We start from the raw sequence: 19,159 nt of genomic DNA, 5'->3' as shown, positions 1-19,159 counted from the left end.
AATCAGCCAAACAAGGCTGATTTTTATTTTTATCTCAAATGATGATTCATCTTTCGACGATCTAATTTGAATTCTCCTTATAAAACACTATTTTTGTTTTCCAAATTTTTTTGCAGTATGGATTATCTGAATGGACTGAATGAATCACAATATGAAGCTGTTACAACACTGGAAGGGCCTTTGATGGTGCTTGCAGGAGCTGGTTCCGGGAAAACGCGTGTTCTCACCATGCGGATTGCACATTTAATTACCAATGGGATAGATCCTTTCAATATTCTGGCGCTTACCTTTACCAATAAGGCAGCCAAAGAAATGAAAGAACGTATTGCAAAAGTTGTAGGACAAAGCAACGCAAGAAGTCTGTGGATGGGAACTTTTCACTCTGTTTTTGCAAGAATTCTGAGAAGTGAAGCACATTATCTGGGATATCCATCCAATTTCACTATTTACGATCAGCAGGATGCGCTGAATGTGATTAAAAAAGTGATTAAAGACCTGAATATTGATGCGGATTTATACAAACCCAAGAAAGTTCAGGCAAGAATTTCATCCTACAAAAACAACCTTATTACCGTAAAGGCTTATTATAATAACCCTGAATTGCTGGAAGCTGACGAAAAAGCCAATATGAAGTTTCTGGGTAAAATTTATGAAAAATATGTTGAAGCCTGCTTCCGAAACGGGTCGATGGATTTTGATGATTTATTGTTAAAAACCAATGAATTGCTGACTAGATTCCCTGAAGTTTTGGCTAAATATCAGGACAGATTCAGATATATTCTCGTGGATGAGTATCAGGATACCAATCATTCACAATACCTTATTGTAAAAGCTTTAGCCTCAAAATTTGAAAATATTTGTGTAGTAGGAGACGATGCACAATCGATCTATTCTTTCCGTGGAGCGAATATTTATAATATTTTAAATTTCAAAAAAGATTATCCCGATGCAGTAACGGTTTCACTGGAGCAGAATTACCGTTCGACTCAGAATATCGTGAATGCTGCCAATGTAGTGATTGCGAAGAACCTTCAGCAGTTTAAGAAAAATGTTTTCAGTGAAAACGAAGAAGGGGAGAAAATAAAAGTGTACCGCTCACTTTCCGACGCTGATGAAGCCAATTTTGTTGCCGGAAATATCTGGGAAATTCACAACAGGGATCAGAGAAAATTTGGTGAATTTGCAATTTTGTACCGTACAAATTCTCAGACAAGAGCATTTGAAGATGCTTTAAGAAGAAAAAATATTCCGTATAAAGTATATGGAGGTCTCTCTTTTTATCAAAGAAAAGAAGTAAAAGATTTAATTGCCTATCTAAGGCTTTTAGTCAATGAAAATGACTCGGAAGCTTTGATGAGAGTCATCAATTATCCTGTAAGAGGAATTGGCGAAACTACTCAAAATAAATTAATCGTTTTTGCAGATTCTCAGAATGTTTCGGTGTCAAAAGTTCTAAGTAATCTGCCGATGTATGCACCGCATATGGGGTTTAATAACGGAGTAATTACCAAGCTGAATGATTTCTGGTCAATGATCAAAGCCTTTCAGGTTTTACTTAAAACAGAAACGGCGTACAATGTTGCCATGGAAGTGGCAAAAAGAAGCGGTCTGATTAAATTTTTAAAAGACGATCAGACTCCTGAAGGAATTTCCAGAGTAGAAAACGTACAGGAATTGATGAACTCTATGCAGGGGTTCATTGAGGAGCAAATGCAGCTGGAAGACGGGGATCCGAGTTTACCCAACTTCCTGGAAAATATTGCGCTTTCGGCAGATACACAAAAGAAGGATGATGCAGATGATGCCGTTTCTTTAATGACGATTCACCTTTCCAAAGGTCTGGAATTTCCGGTTGTGCATCTGGTAGGTTTAGAGGAAAATCTTTTTCCGAGCTTTATGAGTTCTGCCACAAGAGAGGATCTGGAAGAAGAAAGAAGATTGTTTTATGTAGCCTTAACCAGAGCTGAAAAGCAGGCGTTTTTCTCCTATGCTGTGTCAAGATTTCAATGGGGGAAAATTACCGATGCAGAGCCATCAAGATTTTTAAGTGAAGTTGATGAAGAATATATCGAATTTTTAAATCCGGCGATGCAGGGCAGGTTTATCAATAATTCCGGTATTACCTCCAATATTTTTGACGAGCATCCTTCGGAAATCCGCAGCTTTAAAAAAGTTGAGAAAAAAACTATTACTAAAGCGGATAAAGACAAACCTGTTGCCGAACCAAGAAAGCTAAAACCTGTAAGTACAGCCAAAATTATCAACCCAAGCGGAGCTTCTTCTCAGGATATTGAGGTAGGAGATAAAGTAAGGCATGATCGTTTCGGAGTTGGTGAAGTAGCATTTTTAGACGGTACAGATCCACAAAATATTAAAGCGAAAGTAATTTTCCTTCACGAAGGCGAAAAGAATCTGATTCTTAAATATGCAAAACTGACGAAGATTTAAAAAAATCAACATATTTTAGAAGTATTGTACAGAAAGCTGTAAAGTATACATATTGTCTTAGTTAAAAAGAAACCAAGTAAGGAATATCAAATTTGTATCTTTACACTCCAAAATATTTAAAAATGAAAAAGCTTTTTTTTATTTTCTTTCTCAGTTTAGTTTCATTCCAAACTTTTGCGCAGGATTATAAAACGGTCAATAATATTCATTATTATGACGAAAAAACAAACAAGTCTGATGCATACATCAATGAAAGATGTGTTTTAGATATTTATATTCCGCAGAATATCAAAGATTTTCCGACAGTAATTTGGTTTCACGGCGGAGGAATTACCGGAGGTGAAAAGTTTATTCCTGAAGAACTAAAAAATCAGGGCATTGCTGTAATCGCTGTAAATTACAGATTGTCGCCAAAAGTAAAAGCGCCTAAATATATTGAAGATGCAGCAGCTGCAACAGCCTGGGTTTTTAATAATATTAAAAAATACGGAGGAAATGATGAGAAGATTTTCATTACAGGGCATTCTGCAGGAGGTTATCTTGCAATAATGGTCGGTCTAAACAAATCTTATCTGAATAAATATCAGATTGACGCCAATAAATTAGCCGGAATTATACCTTTCAGCGGACAGATGATTTCGCACTTTACTACCAGAAAAGAAAAAGGCATTGGTGAACTTGATGCAAGAATAGATGATATGGCTCCTCTGTATTTTATACGTGCAGATGCTTCTCCTTTACTTTTGATTACCGGAGACAGAGAAAAAGAGCTGATGGGAAGATACGAAGAAAATGCTTATATGTGGAGAATGATGAAACTGAAAGGTCATAAAGAAACTACTTTGTACGAGTTGCAGGGTTTTGATCACGGAGGAATGGCACACCCTGCTTTTCCTTTGCTTTTGAACGAAATCAAAAGAGTGGAAAAAAGTAAGAAATAATTACATAATGCAGTGACTATTTGATCACTGCATTTATTTTTTGCCATAAAACATCATCAAAATCAGAAAGTGCGGGATTTATGCTGTCTGCCGCATCTCCCATTCTGATTACTACTAATTTTTTGCTAGGGACAACATAAATTTTCTGATCGTTTTTTCCTAAAGCGCAAAAAAGATCATCCGGAGCATTAGGAATAATCTTTCCGCTAAACTGAAATTGCGTTTGGGGCAGATGATAGCTTGTTTTTCCGTTGAGCCACCACAGATATCCGTAAGCCAGATTAATGTTTTGTGAAGTGGTAACAGCATTCTGAAAATAATTGGAATTAATCACTTGAGTTCCGTTCCAGTTTCCCCGGTTTAAAGCCAATAATCCGAATCTTGCCATACTTTTTGTTGTACTCCAGTATACACTGTTGTTGCCATTTTGAATCCAGCTTCCGGTCATTCCTATTTTGTCTCTTAGTCTGGAATTAAAATACTGTGACCAGGTTTGACCTGTAGCAGAAGCAACCACATCCTGCAACTTTACATAAACATTATGATATGCCCATCTGGTACCGGCATCCGCTTTATACAGAAGGTTGGCAGGAGATACATCATCTCCGAGGCTGTCATCAAGACCTGATGTCATGGTGAGTAAGTTTTTGCACGTGATAAGATTTTCTTTGACCAACGGAGCACTTGTCCAACCTGTTCCAATATACGTGGAAACTGTATTGCTGATATTTAAAAAACCTTCCTGCTCAGCAATTCCCGCAACGGCTGAGGTTAGAGTTTTACCGGCGCTTGCCCAATACCATGGTGTTACTGATGTGTGTCCCGAAAAATAATTTTCCATGACTATTCTTCCGTTTTGAAGGATAATAAAGCTTTTAGTGTTTCTGGTTTCAAGATAAGTCAAAAGATCCTGTACTTTTGTCTGGTTCCAGCCAAGAGATGAGATCGTTTTTGTTTCCCACAGATCACTATTGTTTGGTGGGAAATACATAGGTTCTTCAGATGGAGAATTTTCAGATTTAGCAGGTACTTCTTCAGAGGAATCAGTACTGCATGCAAAAAATAATAATAAAAAGATCCAAACAGAGAATAGATTTTTTGTTTTCATAGATTAGTTTTAAATCAGATTTTAGATTTATAAAAAATCTTATAGTTAAAAAATGATTTTAAAAAAATTGACTGGCTCTTAGTAAAGAACCAGTCAATGATAAAAATTTATTAAAAAAATTGACTACCTGAAATTTTCAATAGCTTTATTAATCACATCAATTTGAGGATTGATGCTTGACGCTTTCTGAGGATTCTGCTTAAGCAGCTCCATTTTTTTGTTCAGACCATCTTTCAGCATTTGGCTGATCATCATTTTTACCTGAGGATTTTCGCCCATCTGGCTTTTTGCCTGCCCAAGAATTTTGGTAATACTTTGTGTAGCCTTCATGTTATCGGATGACATGATCCAGTTGTAGCCTTCTTCGGCAACTTTCCCCAAATCAGGATTCTGGAATTTTATGAAAGGATAAAACGCTGCAAGCGGAGCAATATTTGCCATTTGAGAGGTTACCTTATTTTTTACAACAATAGGCAAAAGCTGGGTAAGCATTTCTTCTGATGCGCCTTCCAGATCAATTTTATCAGCTAAGGAATTTACTTTTGAAGGATCTACCGCCACAATTGCAGCTAAAGAATTTCCTTTTACCGAGTTAGAAACAGCATTAACTCCTTTTTCAAAGATTGAAACGTATTTTTTGTCTTTTGTTTTGGCTAATGCAGCAATTGCCGCACCTTGTACCAGTGTTTTAGGATCATTTACTGCTAATTTTTCAACCTCGCTTCCAAGAGCTTTCATTATCTCTGCATTGGTGAGATCAATAAGTTCTAAAGCCTTTATTCTGGTTCTGAAAAACGGATCCTTTAATGCTGCCGCCAATAATTTTGTAGTTGCAGGGTTTTTACCGACCTGATCTTTAATTCCGTTTAATGCAGTGTATTTACTTTTAAACTCTTTAGAACCAAGAAACTGCATCAGGTACTGTTCAGGAGTTTTAGATTCGGTGATGTCGGCAAGCAGGATTCCGTCTGCATTGATGTTGATTAAGTCGGGGTTTTTTGAAACATCAAATGTAAAGGTGTTTTTTGCTTCAGCATTTATCCAGACTTGGTGTCTTTTAGGCTTACCGTTCTCATAAACATCAATTGCTAAAGGAAACTGAAAAGGCTCTTCCTGAGACTGATTGATCGTTACCGTAACCTGCTTTTTCACAGGCTCGAAGTTGTAATAATAATTCAGCTTAGGATTTCCGCTTCCGAAATACCATTGGTTGAAAAACCAGTTCAGATCTTTTCCTGAAACTTTCTCAAAAGATAATCTCACCTGATGCGCTTCTGCTGCCTGATATTCATTGATTTTCAGATAATCGGTCATTCCTGCAAAAAATGCATCATCACCAAGATAATTTCTCAGCATGTGCAGGATTCCGCCTCCTTTTTGATACGTAACCAGATCAAAAACATCTTCTCTTGATTTGTAGTCGAATCTTACCAAATCTTTTTTGAAATCTGAAGGATTATGAATGTAGTTATTCACATCTTCCATTTGATGATAATCTGCCTGATCTTTCCCGTATTTGAATTCATTCCAAAGATATTCGGAATAGTTGGCAAAAGATTCATTCACGGTAAGATTGCTCCAGCTTTCTGCCGTCACAAGATCACCAAACCAATGATGGAAAAGCTCATGAGCAATAGTATCTTCCCATTTGTTTTCGTCAATTAACTGACCGGGTTTTTGCAGAATGTCACTTCCGTGAAGCGTTGCTGTAGTATTTTCCATTGCTCCGCTTACGTAATCTCTTCCCGAAATCTGTGCATATTTTGCCCATGGATAATCATAGCCCAGCTTTTTAGAAAAGAAATCCATCATTTCCGGAGTGTTTCCGTAAATCTGTTTTGCGTAGGGTTCATATTCCTTCTCAATATAATAATCTACAGGAATATTTTTCCATTTATCTTTTACTACAGCATATTCTCCAATGCCCATGAAGAATAGGTAAGTAGAATGTCTTTTATCCATTACCCAATGATCGGTTCGCAATCCGTTGGCTTCTTTTTGTGAAGATTTTAAAACTCCGTTAGAAAGCGTTACATACTTATCAGGAACTGTCATGAAGATTTCCTGGGTTGTTTTTTGATTCGGTTTATCAATGGTCGGAAACCAGGCAGATGAAGATTCAGTTTCTCCCTGAGTCCAGATTTGAGTCGGCTTATCAGTATCTTTACCTTGTGCGTTGATAAAATAAAGACCTTTAGCATCATTGATGGCTGCGCTTCCTTCCTGTGTTACTTCGTTTGGACGTGAAGTATATTTGATGTAAACAGTATAATCCTGATTTCTAGTATAAGTTTTGTCTAAATTAATTTTTAAAATATCATTTTTATACTCGTATTTCAGAGGTGTTTTTTTACCATTATTATCCAGAGCCACTTCGTGGATGAGCATTGCTTTTGCATCAAGGATCAATTCGCTGGCAGGATAGAAGTAAGGAGCGGCAGTAAGCCATTCTTCTCCGTTCATCTGTTCCTTTTCATAGTCAAAATTTACCTTCAGTTTGGTGTGTTTAAGCTCGGTAAGTTTGGTGTGCGTTGCTCTGTATACTTTTTCTCTTCCAGATGTTTCGGTTTGGGCAAAAGTTACATTTGAATTAAAAAATGCACCTAAAAATAACGATGCAATGAATATTTTTTTCATTCTGACGAATTTTGTATCGTGGTTATATTTTAAAGATTGATGAGTATTGTATTCTATGAAATTGTTACAAAAAAAGTGGGAATTCCCACTTTCTATTATATCGCAACGGGAGCTTTAATTCCCGGATGCGGATCATAATTTTCCAGAGTGAAATCTTCGAAATCAAAATCAAAAATATTTTTAATTTCAGGATTTAACTTCATGGAAGGAAGAGGTCTGGGATCTCTCGAAAGTTGTTTTTTCACCTGCTCGAAATGATTGTTATAAATATGTACATCTCCGAAACTGTGAACATAATCTCCAGCTTTAAGTCCGGTCACCTGAGCAACCATCAAAAGAAGAAGTGCATAACTTGCAATATTGAAAGGAACTCCCAGAAAAACATCTGCGCTTCTTTGGTACAATTGAAGCGACAGTTTACCGTCTGCTACATAAAACTGAAATAAAGCATGACAGGGAGCAAGTGCCATATTCGGGATTTCTGCGGCGTTCCATGCGGAAACAATTAATCTTCTGGAATCCGGATTTTTTTTAATTTGCTCAATAACTTCAGAAAACTGATCTACCACTTTCCCGTCTGCTCCGTTCCAGCTTCTCCATTGTGCACCATAAACAGGACCTAAATCTCCATTTTCGTCTGCCCATTCGTCCCAGATAGAAACGCCATTGTCTTTCAGGTATTTGATGTTTGTATCCCCTTTTATGAACCATAATAATTCATAAATAATAGATTTCAGATGAACTTTTTTGGTTGTTACCAAAGGAAATCCTTCAGACAAGTCATACCTCAGCTGATAGCCAAAAATACTTCGGGTTCCGGTTCCCGTTCTGTCGGTTTTATCGTTTCCGTTCTCTAGTATATGCTTCAGTAAATCAAGATAATTTTGCATCGGGAAAAATTTATGCCTCAAATTTAAGAAAATGAATTTTTTTTAAGCCCTTTTAATAGTGAAAGTTTTAATTACTTACATACTTTTTTGGAACTATTTTACTGTCTTAATTTTCGATTATATAAGTAAAAAAAATAGAATTTGTTATTGTTTGAAGCTGGAGTAAGGAATAATTGGCTAGAAGCGAATTAAAACAAAAAGGCTGCCGATTGAGGCAACCTTTTTTGTAACCAAAGAAACTTTACAGCAACTCCAGAATCTCCTGCACCGCATCTTTGCCTCTGTTTTTGGCATAATACACCTGCAGATCGTTGTAAAATAGATCTTTGGTGTAATTTTCGGGATCAGCTTTGTATTTCAGAAGAAGCTCATGCCCGAATTTCGGACGTGGTCCCCACGAATTTTTAACGTTAAAATCTTTATCCAGAATGATCACTTTCGGGATAGATTCGGTTCCGTTGGTCAGAAACTGACTAATCAGACTTTTGTCATTATCCCGGAGGAAAATTTTCACTTCGTTTCTGCCTTCAAAAAACTTAACCAAAGCAGGAACTGTGGCACTTGCATCACCGCACCAGACTTCGGAAATGATCAGGATTTTTCCGTCAAAGTTTTTAGACTGAAGCTCAGTAAGCTGCTCTTCATTGGGAATATACTTTTTTAAAGTTCTGTCGATTCTCTGAAGTCCGAGTTCATAATAATGTTTGAAATCAGCCTCTTGCTGATTGGCAGGATTTTCCAGCCTGGATTTTCCTGTCTGTACATATTCCTCGAAAGAAATAGCTTTGTCCCAGTAATTTTTCATTACTTAAAAGATTATTTTAAAATTGATTTATATTTCTTGTTTTATTGATCAGAAATAAATCTGCCAACACAAAAGCGGCAAGATTTTCTACGATAGGCACAGCTCTGGGAACCACACACGGATCATGTCTTCCTTTTCCTTCAACCGTAACAGCATTTCCGTATTGGTCTACACTTTCCTGCGGTCTGAGAATAGTTGCGACAGGTTTAAAGGCTACCCGGAAATAAATATCCATTCCGTTGGAAATTCCGCCCTGAATTCCACCCGAAAGATTTGATTTTGTAGTGAAATCGGGATTAAATTTGTCGTTATGCTCAGAGCCGGTCATTCTTGCTCCGCAAAATCCGCTTCCGTATTCAAAACCTTTACAGGCATTAATGTTGAGCATTGCTTTTGCCAGTTCTGCCTGTAATTTAGAAAAGACAGGTTCACCAATTCCGACAGGAACATTTTTGATAACACAGGTAATCGTTCCGCCGATGGTATTGCCTTGCTTTTTAATCTCTTTAATTTTAGAAATCATTTTTTCGGCTGTTTCCGTATCGGGACAGCGTACTTCATTGCTTTCGGTTTTAGAAAAATCTAAGGCCTGATAAGGTTTTTCGCAAAAAATTTCTCCTACAGAAGAAACATAGGCGTTGATCTCAATTTTAGGCAAAAGCTGTCTCGCCAAAGCTCCCGCAACCACCCAATTGATGGTTTCCCGTGCAGAAGATTTGCCACCACCGCGATAATCACGAATGCCGAATTTCTGATCATAAGTAAAATCTGCATGACTCGGGCGGTATGATGCTGCAATATGATCGTAATCTTTGGACTTCTGATTTTCATTTTCAATTAAAAATCCAATAGGAGTTCCGGTTGTTTTTCCTTCAAAAATTCCGGATAGAAACTGTACGGTGTCACTTTCTTTTCTTTGGGTAACTATTGCCGACTGACCGGGCTTTCTGCGGTCTAATTCGTGTTGAATCTTATCTAAATTGATTTCCAGACCGGCGGGAAAATTATTGATGATTCCGCCGTAAGCTTTGCCGTGACTCTCACCAAATGTGGTAAGACTAAGAAAATTGCCTAATGAATTGAACATATTGCAAAATTATTGCTTTTTATTTAGAAAACGGCTGTGTTTGTTTCTGGCTTTAGCGATAATCGTTTTTAATGATGTCTATCGTTTTATTAACTTCTTTTTCTTCTGTGGAATCAAGTTTTTTCCAGATAAAGCCTTTTCTGAGATTATTTTTGTCTATTAGCTGCGGAAATATTTTTGCCTTTTGATAATCTAAAACATAACTTGTTGAAATAGCAGGAATAGGCGTTTCAAAGTTAAAAGGATATTGTTTTGAAACATTAAAATTCAAATTTCCGACTTTACAACGGTTGAAGTTTTTGTATTCGTAATTGGTTGGTTCGAAAAGTTGTTTCAGATCTTTTTTTACCATAAATTTTCCCACATTAAAACTTGGAATATAATTCTGGATAAAAGCCGGAAATGTGAATATTCCTGAAAAAATGACCACTAATAATATTGAAAAAGCAATCACAGCTTTTCTCTGCAGTGTCTGGAAACCTATTACAAAAAATATAACGAAGAATACATCCAGAAAAAATCTGTATTGTGCTGAAAAAAGCAGTACGAGAATACTTTTAGCCAATACAGAAATGACGAGAAGTGAAATGATTTTTTCTTTCTTAATAAAAGCATAAATAATAAATCCCGTCAAACCGAGAATAAAAGCAATGTTGATAAAAGATTTTATTCCTGAAAGCAGAAACCAGTTTTTGATATAATCGAACCATGAAAAATGTAAGATTTCTTCATAAGTATACTGTCCGTCATACGTTTTTAAAATGGCATACTCCGAAGAGGACTGCAAAAGCTGGGGATTCGGTTTCCAGGGTATTCCGAGATCTAATACTGCTACTGGAAATATAGGATATCCGAATGTCCAGATATTTTTAAATATAAATAAAGAAAAAATAAAACTGCCAAAAACTAATTTCTGAATACTCATTTTCATGCTAAAAGCGGAGTAGAGCAGCACAAATAAGGGCAGCCAGATCACTGTAGGTTTTACTGCAAAAGCAAAAACCGCTAAACCAAATAAAAAGGGAATGTTTTTACTGCCTGAGAAGATTTCATTCACAATAATCAAAGAAAAAATGACAACTGGCAAATCCGGACTTGGAGATTGTGCAAAAAACAGTAAAAAAGGTATAAAAATTAGGTGAATCCATGTTTTATTTTCAATGATATAAAAAATGTAAATGATTAATAATACACTGTTTAGCTTAAAAAAAGGATCGCAGAAGTTGCTGAAGCCGGCCTGCAGAATATGCCAGACAGACATTTGTCCCAAAATAAGATCAAGATTTGAGATTCCTTTTACAATTCCTACTTCTGTAAGCCATTTTATAGTAGGAATATAGTATCCGAAATGATCTAAAATAAATGGATATGAGGAACCGCAATAGAGAATGATCAGGATGAAAAACACCAGAATACTAAGGTTTTTCTTCTGAATTTTATAAAAATATTCATAAAGTTTTTCTTTAAAGAAAATTGCAAGTCCGATAATTACGGCAGGGATTTCCACCATCAGATTGAGAGGAACAAAAAATGAGACTATTGCGAAAATGAGCCCTAAGGCTAAAATTCCGCTCAGAGATTTACCGGCTATTCCGCAAATATCAACCGGAATTATCTTTTCCAGCAATTTACCCCACCCCATAAGAGTAGGAATGATAAAAACCGATGAAAAAAATAGTAAAAGCATAAAAAAAGATTGCCTAAAAATAAGCAATCTCTCTGAAAGTATATGTATGTAAATTATTTTGGCTGTACTCTGCCGCTTTTTCTATCCTGCGCTCTACCTAAAGTATATCCGGTAGCTCCTCCGATAATACCTCCTACAACTGCACCACCACCACGGTTTTTCTTATTAACAATTGCTCCCAGCGCGGCACCACTTACTACACCTATGGCAGTACCTTTTGCTGCTTCACTTATCCCTTGTTTCTGAGCAGTTGTTCCTTGTGAAGCACTGCTGCCTGAACTTGTTCCGCCTGAAGAGGCTCTTGGCGCATCACGATAAACTGTTTTAGTTTCCCTGATTACCTGAGGTTTAGACGCTGCGGCTGTTTTTGCCTGTTGAGCTGTAGCAATGCTGTCTGCTCTTTTTTGCGTTTCGTATTCAAATCTTTCTCTTTCGATCGCCAATTTTTGTTTTTCTATTTCAAGCTGTCTTACCTGAAATTCCATTTTTTGCTGTTCCAATGTTTTTTCAGCGACCTTATCTTCACTTTTCTTACAGGCTGTAACTGCAAATATTGAGATTACTCCTGCTAAAACTATATTTTTCATAACTCAAATTTTAAATTAAATATTAAGCAGATAATTGCTTATAGCTATCTTATTTTCAATTATGAAGCCAAGTTTTAGTTAAGAAAATGTTAAAATAATTAAATTTTGTGAAATTTTATTTATATAGTGAATAAGTACCTGTATTAATTACTGAAAACTTTTTTATTTACCTTTTTTTCTTTCACTTTAATGACGAAACTAGGAATTTCAGAAATTTCCCCGGCATTAATTTCCACTTCCATAGAATTTTTTTCAGAATACGTATTGGAAGGTAGTGTGGATTCATTCAAAGTAATAATATATTTTCCGGTAGGTAAAAAAGAGGTGAAATGTCCCTCGTCATCACTGGAAAGTCTTTGAACGACTTCATTATTCTTAATAATACTGAAAGATACAGAAGAAGCACGGCGCTCAAACTCAACGGCTGTTTTCGTATTGTAGTCAAAAATAATTTTTCCCTGTAAAGTTCCGTTTTGGTGAAGCGGAACCAGGAGCGGATAGGTGTAACGGTTAACTTCAAAATCAGTTTCATCATAATACCATCCCTGCTGTATATGCTGTTTAAGATTATATTTTCCGAAAGGAACATTTTTATACGTTGCTGTACCTTCTGAGGTGGTTTTCAGAGCAATATCATTAATGTTGATGAGGTAGCCTTCAGCTGGTTTTTCATCAGGATCAAAAACATTATTGTTGTTTTCGTCGTAGAAAGCAAATATCTGAACTTTACCTTTCTTGTCCGGATTTAAAAGAGTTTTTTTGAGATTAAGAGTAAGTCCCAGCTCAACAGTAAGAATGTTGCTGGCTAATGTTCCTACCGCATAATTATACCAGGTAGAATTGAGAAAAATACTGAAATTTTTGCTGTTGTATCTTGTGTTGAGAAATGCTGATGGTGATTTTCCGTAAATAACATCATCTACATAGGAAACTCCTGTACTGAGATTGAGCTTATCTTTATAAAAATTGTTGTTATAAAACAGAGATAAACTGAGTTTTTTATAATCTACTTTTTCTTCCGTAAGCTGAGAAAAGGCATATTCTGATAAGTAATAACTTCCGGATTGGTAAATGGTATTAAAATTAAAATTTTTGAAACTGTAATTTGCATTCAGTCTTATCTGAAACTTCCGGGAATCTGAAGAAGGATACTTTGCAAAACCGGTTTCAACAGACAGGAGTGCAGATTGTTTTGATTTAATGTGATTCCATGAAAGCTGTTCTATGATTCTGTGAGCCGATATTTTCCTGATCAGGTTATCTTCCCAGCTTCCGAAATAATTGTTGTAACTGTTTGAGTTTTCGTTCTGAAACTGATAGATTATACCTGCATTAAAGTTGCCCATTTTAGGGAATTTGCTTCCAAATTCGATTCTGGTGTTTTCGGAAATCTGCGGTCTGGTAAAAAAATAGAATTTAGGAGAAAAATTAGAATAAATAATATTGGTAAAGTAAGTATGGTTTTTAAAAGTAGCAGAAATATTTTGTTGAAGCTGTATGCTTCCACGGCGGTTTCCGGGATAGTAATCTGAACTGTAAAAATAATTTCCGGTTACCAAATAATTTTTAATGACCCCGGAATAATTGCTTTCAGCAGAAAATGAAGGCTTCATGGTTTTCAGATCTTCGTATGAAGTAAGACCTGCGTTTAGTTTTCCATTTGCTGTCCAGAATTCATTAAAGGTGTAATTTCCTTCACCTCCGAATATGTGATTGTTGCTTTTCTCAAAGGGATCGTTTCTGTAAATATAAGCTGCAGAAACATTTCTGGAATTGTTTTTGGCATTTAATGTTCCTTTTGTAAAAAAACCGTAGCCGTTTTTCAAAAAGCTGTTTCTTTCGATAAGATTAAAGTTTTGATCTACAAGACCTATTTCTATTTTTTTGTTGTCTCTGAAGGTATGGCTGTATTCAGCACCTCTTCCAACAAGAGTCATCTCCAGTAATTTATTAATGCTTCCTGCGCTGTAATGATTATTTCCCTGTCTCAGCTGAATATTGGTATTAGTGACCAAAGGTTGCTGCTGGTTGTTGAGCAGTGCAATATTTCCTCGCATAAAAAGATAGCCGGAAGGAAGGTTTATGCCTCCGGAACCCAATAGCTGATACATGTTTATATTTTCTCCCACTCTTCTGTAGCTGGTTGTAATTTCGTTTCTGGCTTCTTCCGAAAAGTTGAAAAATTCAGGATTCTGATATTTTTGTACACTGGAAATATTCTGTACTAAAACATTAGAAGTACTGAAAATTTCTTTTTCAGGATTTCTGAAAGCAGATAAACTCACCATCAGATTAGATACCCTTGATAAGTTCTTGGTATCATTATATCTGAAAACCAAAATGGAATCTTTTTTTACAGCAATTTCTGCATGTTGTTCCATGAAAATATTTCCATTGGAAGGATCAGGTATTTTGCAGACAACGGTAATATTCTGATCTATATTTCCTGAATTCACAATTCTTACTTTTATTTCTAATGGTTCGTCCGATGAAGACCTGTAAATGTTAGAATTTAAAACTGTCATTGTCAATTCATTGCTGATTTCTACAATGTGGTTTTCAGTTTGTTCGGTGATAAGTGTTTCAAATTGATTAAATAGCTGTACCTGAATAGGGGAGATTCCGGCCTGTGCATCTGATTCTATAATAATTCTTACCGGAACAAAAATCTTTTCATTAGCTTTCAGTTCTATTGGGGTTTCATCACCGGAAATTACTTTAAAACCTTTTGGAGCTTTATATCTTAGTTTTCCTGAAAAAGATATAGGATTGAAATTTTGAACAGCAATAATCAGACTCAGTATTCTTGAGTTGGATGTAGAGCTGTTTTTTTCGATTTGTAATGAAATATTGGAAGAGGTGTTTTGCCCGCTGATCCATACGAATACAATTGATAAAAAGAAGCTTAGTAAAAATTTTCTGCCCTGTAGAGGTATCATTTAGACTTTTATTGAGGGGTGATCTCGTACTGTAAGGTTGTAGAATAATTTTGAGGCTTTGCATTAATGAGAAGTGCATCCTGTGGCAACGTAAAATATTTTATGTCATAAGAATACGTCGTGGTTTGTGAAGTGTTTCCTTGCGCTATAATTTGATTGGCAACACTTAGACTGATAGGGAAAACAGCCTGATTAGCAAGGTTTGAAGACTGCAAAACCAGACGAATAGCATTTATAGGAATTGTATCTCCTGTATTGGAAATCAGATTGCTCTGTAATGATTTAACCTTAATCTGAAAATTAGTATTGGAGGTTACCTGCATTCCATTGATATATGTCACGCTTTTCCCTTCATTATAATCCTGCATGCTTTTAAATTCTAAAAGTCCATTCGCCGCATTGGTATTGATTTTTAGCGAAAATTCCTGCTGTACAGGCGGAGTTCCCGATAAAGTTCCTATTTGAATCTGAAAAGTATGATTCATTCTTCCAATAATATTATTGTGCTGATCGTAAGCTGTAAACTCAACTGGAGCATTAAAACGTGTCCATGCAGGATAGCTGCCCAGATAAGCACCACCAATAAGGGTTAAGCCATATTTTATCTGAAGATTATAATATCCGTTTGGCTTTGAGGGCATATTGTAAAACGGAGCGTTGGATTGCGGAACCAGAAATACTTCGGTATTTTCCTGCAGAAAAACATTAAGAGGTGCTCCTATTTGTGATATTGTAGGAATTGGATTTGGCTCAGCCTGTCCTGAAGTGGAGATTGGCTGAAAAGAGAGCTTGTTTCCCGGGATAGTATATTGTCCGTTTTGTGAGGTGATATTTTGTTTTAATTTTGCAGAAAGTTTCCAATAAGGCATATTCAGGTTTCCATTGGCTGCAAAGGTTACGGTAAGTGCGTCAGGATTATTATTACCATTGTAAGAGTTAATCTGCATATAGCTGTTAATCCACGAAGTAAAAGATACCTGTGCATTGCAAAAAAAACTTAAAGCTAAAAGAAGAAAAACAAAAAGTTTATTCATATTTAAAGTTTAGTTCTGCCATTTCCAATGTTTCATTATCTCCATAATCAATGATGACAGATGCGTTGTAAGAACCTTTTTCTTCCAGATTATTTACAGGAAGGCTTACTTTTCTTATATTTCCTGGAAGGGTATAAAATACAAGAGGTTCTATAGTTATTTTTTTACCCGTATTGGTATTAATAATGTCAGTGATTATTTTACCGTCTGTCCATATTTGAGACTGATTCTCAAATGTTAAGTTCAGCATTTTTTTGGAAGCATCAAATTTAAGGTCTTTTATTTCTACCTTTCTTTTGATGATGTCGGTGTATTTATGGAAAATTTTAATTCCTGATCGTATACTTACTTTGATTTTTGAACCTTGCGCATCCACATCATCAACAGGATTCATCTGGCTGACAAATAAAACTGCGGTGTGAGCAGGAAGCTGATCTTTGGTATTAACCGGTGGAGTGATGGTGACATCCAAATCTTTTCTTTCTCCGGGTGCAAGACTGAAATAGTTGTCTTCCTTTTTTATACTGATCCAGCTTGCGCATGAATTTTTGAGCGTATTTGCAGGATGCATCATGTTTTCACCTTTTTCATCATATTCCCAGTCACCCAGACTCACCGCAAGATCTAATGAATTTTTTGCACTTACATTGGTAACAGTAATTTTCTGCGTGCTGCTGCTTCCTGAAGCCGACTCAAAATAAACTCTTGGCGGAGAAACAGAAATTCCTGTCTGTGCACTGATCTGAATAATCAGAAAACAAAATAACCATGCAAAATTTTTCATCTTAGAATTTTTATTTATATGAAAAGAGTGTCACAATAGATTTGTGACACTTTTTATATCTATATATAGCTTATACTATTACTGACTTACAATAGTGTAAGTTAATTCAGTTGTATAAACAGTTGGGTTTTGATTTGCAATATAGTTGTTGATGTATTCGTTTGCACCTGCTCCTTTATACTGAACGCTGATTTTTTTGTTTACACCACCATTCGTAGATGACACTAAAGTTGTTTCGTTAGCAGAAAGTGTTACGTTCTGAGCATACTGAGCTCCGTTTACAGCATCAGATCCCGGAGTAGCTTTTACCTGAATACTATTTGCCTGAATTTGCTTTCCGCCATTTTGCAATACTGCATTTCCACTTTTTACTTTTACCTGAAATCCTCCTGTGCTGTAGATATTAAGGTGATCCGTATTATCAGATTCAACTCCATTAGCATAATGATCTGTAGTTGAGTACTCTAAGTTTACAATCTTTTGTTGGTTATTTACTACAAGGGTTTGGATTGGTTTTAACACCACATTCAAAGTCACGTTTTGTGCGCTTGCTGTTGCAAAACCTAGCAAAGCTGCAGCTGTCAATAAAATTTGTTTCATTGTCAATCAGTTTTAATGTATTAATATCTATTCTTTTCGGATGCAAAGATATGCTGTATTTAGAGATTGGGATTTGCAAAAAAAGGTTTATTTTTTGTGAATTTTTACAAAAAATCTATTATTTACTGTAGTTTCAATTAAATAATAGATTATTATTATCAATAACATAATGTTGGAAAGCGTTCTGATGCGGATTTGCATGAATTTAGAAAAAAAAAATAAGGCAACAGGACTTATTGTTTAATTACAAGAAATCCTGTTGCCTTTCTGAAAACTGAATGATGAAAAGTTTATTAATATACTGAATGCGTAGTTGAAAAGAATAGATTATCAATACTAATAAAACTTTGTGATTTGGTGTGGTGTTTTATTCTTATAGTTTATAATTTTTATTTGCTGTTGTTTATATTACAAATGTATCTACATTATCAAGGGAAAGCAAACTATATAGGGTTTGATTTAATAATTTTTACGTAAAAATTTATAAATATTTACGTAAAAATATTTTTTAATTATCTGTAAATTAAATACTTGTATTTTATTTAATTTATATTCAGATCTATAAACTAATAAAAGAATTTAGGGTAAATTAATTATAAAAAAGTTAGAAAAAAAGGCAAATTATCCTGCTGTTTCACGCATTTCGGATGGTTTTTTGCCGAGATGTTTTTTAATGAAATTAGTAAAGTTTCCTTCATCATTGAATCCCAGGTCAAACGCAATTTCAGAAAGTGAGCGCGTTGAAAACCTGATTGCTTTTTCGCACTCAAAACTTACTTTTTCTATAATCATTTGTTTGGCAGATTTTCCATATACTGATTCTGTAGTCTCTGTAAGTTTTCTGCTGGAAACTCTTAGCTGGTCGGCGTAATAAGATACTTTTTTGTGAACCTTATGGTTCTTTTGAAGAAGCAAAGTGAATCTATTGACTAAGTTTGAAGATTCCAAATGTTCGGGGCTGATGCTTTCAATATAATTTTCATTTAGATACGCGTCAAGGATGAGGCTTTCAATTGCATTATGAGCAGCAGATAAATAAATTTTCTCATCATTAAGCTTGGAAAATTTTTGCAGTCTTTCTACCAATAGAACATTATTGTATTCATTAGTACCGTAATAAGGAGAAATGAATATTTCAGACTTGAAATTGAAAAACAGATGGGAATTTAGATAAAAACTGTCTTTAGATGTTTTATCAAAGAAATCTTTTGTGAATGCAATAACGTAAATGTTTCTGTCGTAAACGTCGCCAAGTTCAATTTTTTTTTGTGGTCCTACAAAAACTGCATTGCCGCCTGAAATGTTGTAGTTTTTTTCTTCTACCAATATTTCTAGGTCTTCAGCAACAAGAAAAATGCAAAAATATTCTTGTGTATTGAATATTTTTGAAAAATTCTTGCGTTCTATTATTTTTGAGACAAGATTGATACTAAAGCCATTTTTACGTAATTCCTCTGTTATTTTGTACATGGTGTGTGAAAACGTGTTTTCTTTGAGATATTATTAGTCAAAAATAAGGTATTTAATTAATAATATTCATGTCAAAAATCATTTTTATTTAAATAATTATTAACACATAATGGAATATAGTTGATTATACTGTAAATTATGA

14 protein-coding genes are annotated in these 19,159 nt (G+C 35.3%); 2 read left to right on the top strand and 12 right to left on the bottom strand.

Annotated elements, in window-relative coordinates:
* Positions 1-117: 117 nt before the first annotated feature.
* On the top strand, positions 118-2,448 hold the full coding sequence (locus AC0NBN_RS08140) for a UvrD-helicase domain-containing protein (protein ID WP_160812234.1): 2,331 nt from the start codon (positions 118-120) through the stop codon (positions 2,446-2,448).
* Between the two features lie 122 nt (positions 2,449-2,570).
* The gene (locus AC0NBN_RS08135) at positions 2,571-3,389 is read left to right on the top strand and encodes an alpha/beta hydrolase (RefSeq protein ID WP_160812235.1); all 819 of its coding nucleotides are present in this window, start codon (positions 2,571-2,573) and stop codon (positions 3,387-3,389) included.
* A 16-nt stretch (positions 3,390-3,405) separates the two neighbouring features.
* On the opposite strand, the gene AC0NBN_RS08130 is transcribed toward AC0NBN_RS08135, so the two are convergent.
* From AC0NBN_RS08130 to AC0NBN_RS08075, 12 genes are all read right to left on the bottom strand, one after another.
* The gene (locus AC0NBN_RS08130; protein WP_160812236.1) at positions 3,406-4,497 is read right to left on the bottom strand and encodes a serine hydrolase domain-containing protein; all 1,092 of its coding nucleotides are present in this window, start codon (positions 4,495-4,497) and stop codon (positions 3,406-3,408) included.
* Positions 4,498-4,620: 123 nt separating this feature from the next.
* On the bottom strand, positions 4,621-7,134 hold the full coding sequence (locus AC0NBN_RS08125) for a M1 family metallopeptidase (RefSeq protein WP_160812237.1): 2,514 nt from the start codon (positions 7,132-7,134) through the stop codon (positions 4,621-4,623).
* 95 nt (positions 7,135-7,229) lie between these two features.
* On the bottom strand, positions 7,230-8,024 hold the full coding sequence (locus AC0NBN_RS08120) for a thymidylate synthase (protein WP_160812238.1): 795 nt from the start codon (positions 8,022-8,024) through the stop codon (positions 7,230-7,232).
* Positions 8,025-8,265: 241 nt separating this feature from the next.
* Positions 8,266-8,829, bottom strand: a complete 564-nt coding sequence (locus AC0NBN_RS08115) for a thioredoxin family protein (protein WP_160812239.1) — start codon at positions 8,827-8,829, stop codon at positions 8,266-8,268.
* A gap of 16 nt (positions 8,830-8,845) precedes the next feature.
* Positions 8,846-9,916 carry a chorismate synthase gene (aroC, locus tag AC0NBN_RS08110; RefSeq protein ID WP_160812240.1) on the bottom strand — a complete coding sequence of 357 codons (1,071 nt, stop codon included), beginning with the start codon at positions 9,914-9,916 and terminating at the stop codon, positions 8,846-8,848.
* 52 nt (positions 9,917-9,968) lie between these two features.
* Entirely contained in the window at positions 9,969-11,603 is a 1,635-nt protein-coding gene (locus AC0NBN_RS08105) for an LIC_10190 family membrane protein (RefSeq protein ID WP_474467967.1), read from the bottom strand.
* Positions 11,604-11,656: 53 nt separating this feature from the next.
* On the bottom strand, positions 11,657-12,190 hold the full coding sequence (locus AC0NBN_RS08100; RefSeq protein WP_143885311.1) for a glycine zipper family protein: 534 nt from the start codon (positions 12,188-12,190) through the stop codon (positions 11,657-11,659).
* A gap of 143 nt (positions 12,191-12,333) precedes the next feature.
* A complete protein-coding gene (locus AC0NBN_RS08095; RefSeq protein ID WP_160812241.1) occupies positions 12,334-15,129 on the bottom strand; it encodes a hypothetical protein in 2,796 nt (931 codons plus the stop codon).
* An 8-nt stretch (positions 15,130-15,137) separates the two neighbouring features.
* Entirely contained in the window at positions 15,138-16,163 is a 1,026-nt protein-coding gene (locus tag AC0NBN_RS08090; RefSeq protein WP_160812242.1) for a hypothetical protein, read from the bottom strand.
* Positions 16,156-16,947, bottom strand: a complete 792-nt coding sequence (locus AC0NBN_RS08085; RefSeq protein WP_143885308.1) for a fimbrial biogenesis chaperone — start codon at positions 16,945-16,947, stop codon at positions 16,156-16,158. Before AC0NBN_RS08085 ends, AC0NBN_RS08090 begins: the two co-directional genes overlap by 8 nt.
* Before the next feature lie 78 nt (positions 16,948-17,025).
* Positions 17,026-17,547: a hypothetical protein gene (locus AC0NBN_RS08080; protein ID WP_143885307.1), complete on the bottom strand. Its 522-nt coding sequence runs from the start codon at positions 17,545-17,547 to the stop codon at positions 17,026-17,028.
* A gap of 621 nt (positions 17,548-18,168) precedes the next feature.
* Positions 18,169-19,017: a helix-turn-helix domain-containing protein gene (locus tag AC0NBN_RS08075; protein ID WP_160812243.1), complete on the bottom strand. Its 849-nt coding sequence runs from the start codon at positions 19,015-19,017 to the stop codon at positions 18,169-18,171.
* Between the last annotated feature and the right edge of the window lie 142 nt (positions 19,018-19,159).

The organism is Chryseobacterium sp. L12 (assembly GCF_056133985.1).
Note: the sequence above shows the minus strand (reverse complement) of the source record. Positions and strands in the feature narration are given on the sequence as shown.

Bases quoted from the DNA above. Each gene is read 5' to 3' on its own strand.
- AC0NBN_RS08090 (WP_160812242.1), bottom strand. From the start codon at position 16,163: ATGAATAAACTTTTTGTTTTTCTTCTTTTAGCTTTAAGTTTTTTTTGC.
- AC0NBN_RS08120 (WP_160812238.1), bottom strand. From the start codon at position 8,024: ATGCAAAATTATCTTGATTTACTGAAGCATATACTAGAGAACGGAAAC.
- AC0NBN_RS08115 (WP_160812239.1), bottom strand. From the start codon at position 8,829: ATGAAAAATTACTGGGACAAAGCTATTTCTTTCGAGGAATATGTACAG.
- AC0NBN_RS08075 (WP_160812243.1), bottom strand. From the start codon at position 19,017: ATGTACAAAATAACAGAGGAATTACGTAAAAATGGCTTTAGTATCAAT.
- AC0NBN_RS08080 (WP_143885307.1), bottom strand. From the start codon at position 17,547: ATGAAACAAATTTTATTGACAGCTGCAGCTTTGCTAGGTTTTGCAACA.
- AC0NBN_RS08105 (WP_474467967.1), bottom strand. From the start codon at position 11,603: ATGCTTTTACTATTTTTTTCATCGGTTTTTATCATTCCTACTCTTATG.
- aroC (WP_160812240.1), bottom strand. From the start codon at position 9,916: ATGTTCAATTCATTAGGCAATTTTCTTAGTCTTACCACATTTGGTGAG.
- AC0NBN_RS08130 (WP_160812236.1), bottom strand. From the start codon at position 4,497: ATGAAAACAAAAAATCTATTCTCTGTTTGGATCTTTTTATTATTATTT.
- AC0NBN_RS08085 (WP_143885308.1), bottom strand. From the start codon at position 16,947: ATGAAAAATTTTGCATGGTTATTTTGTTTTCTGATTATTCAGATCAGT.
- AC0NBN_RS08095 (WP_160812241.1), bottom strand. From the start codon at position 15,129: ATGATACCTCTACAGGGCAGAAAATTTTTACTAAGCTTCTTTTTATCA.
- AC0NBN_RS08125 (WP_160812237.1), bottom strand. From the start codon at position 7,134: ATGAAAAAAATATTCATTGCATCGTTATTTTTAGGTGCATTTTTTAAT.
- AC0NBN_RS08140 (WP_160812234.1), top strand. From the start codon at position 118: ATGGATTATCTGAATGGACTGAATGAATCACAATATGAAGCTGTTACA.
- AC0NBN_RS08135 (WP_160812235.1), top strand. From the start codon at position 2,571: ATGAAAAAGCTTTTTTTTATTTTCTTTCTCAGTTTAGTTTCATTCCAA.
- AC0NBN_RS08100 (WP_143885311.1), bottom strand. From the start codon at position 12,190: ATGAAAAATATAGTTTTAGCAGGAGTAATCTCAATATTTGCAGTTACA.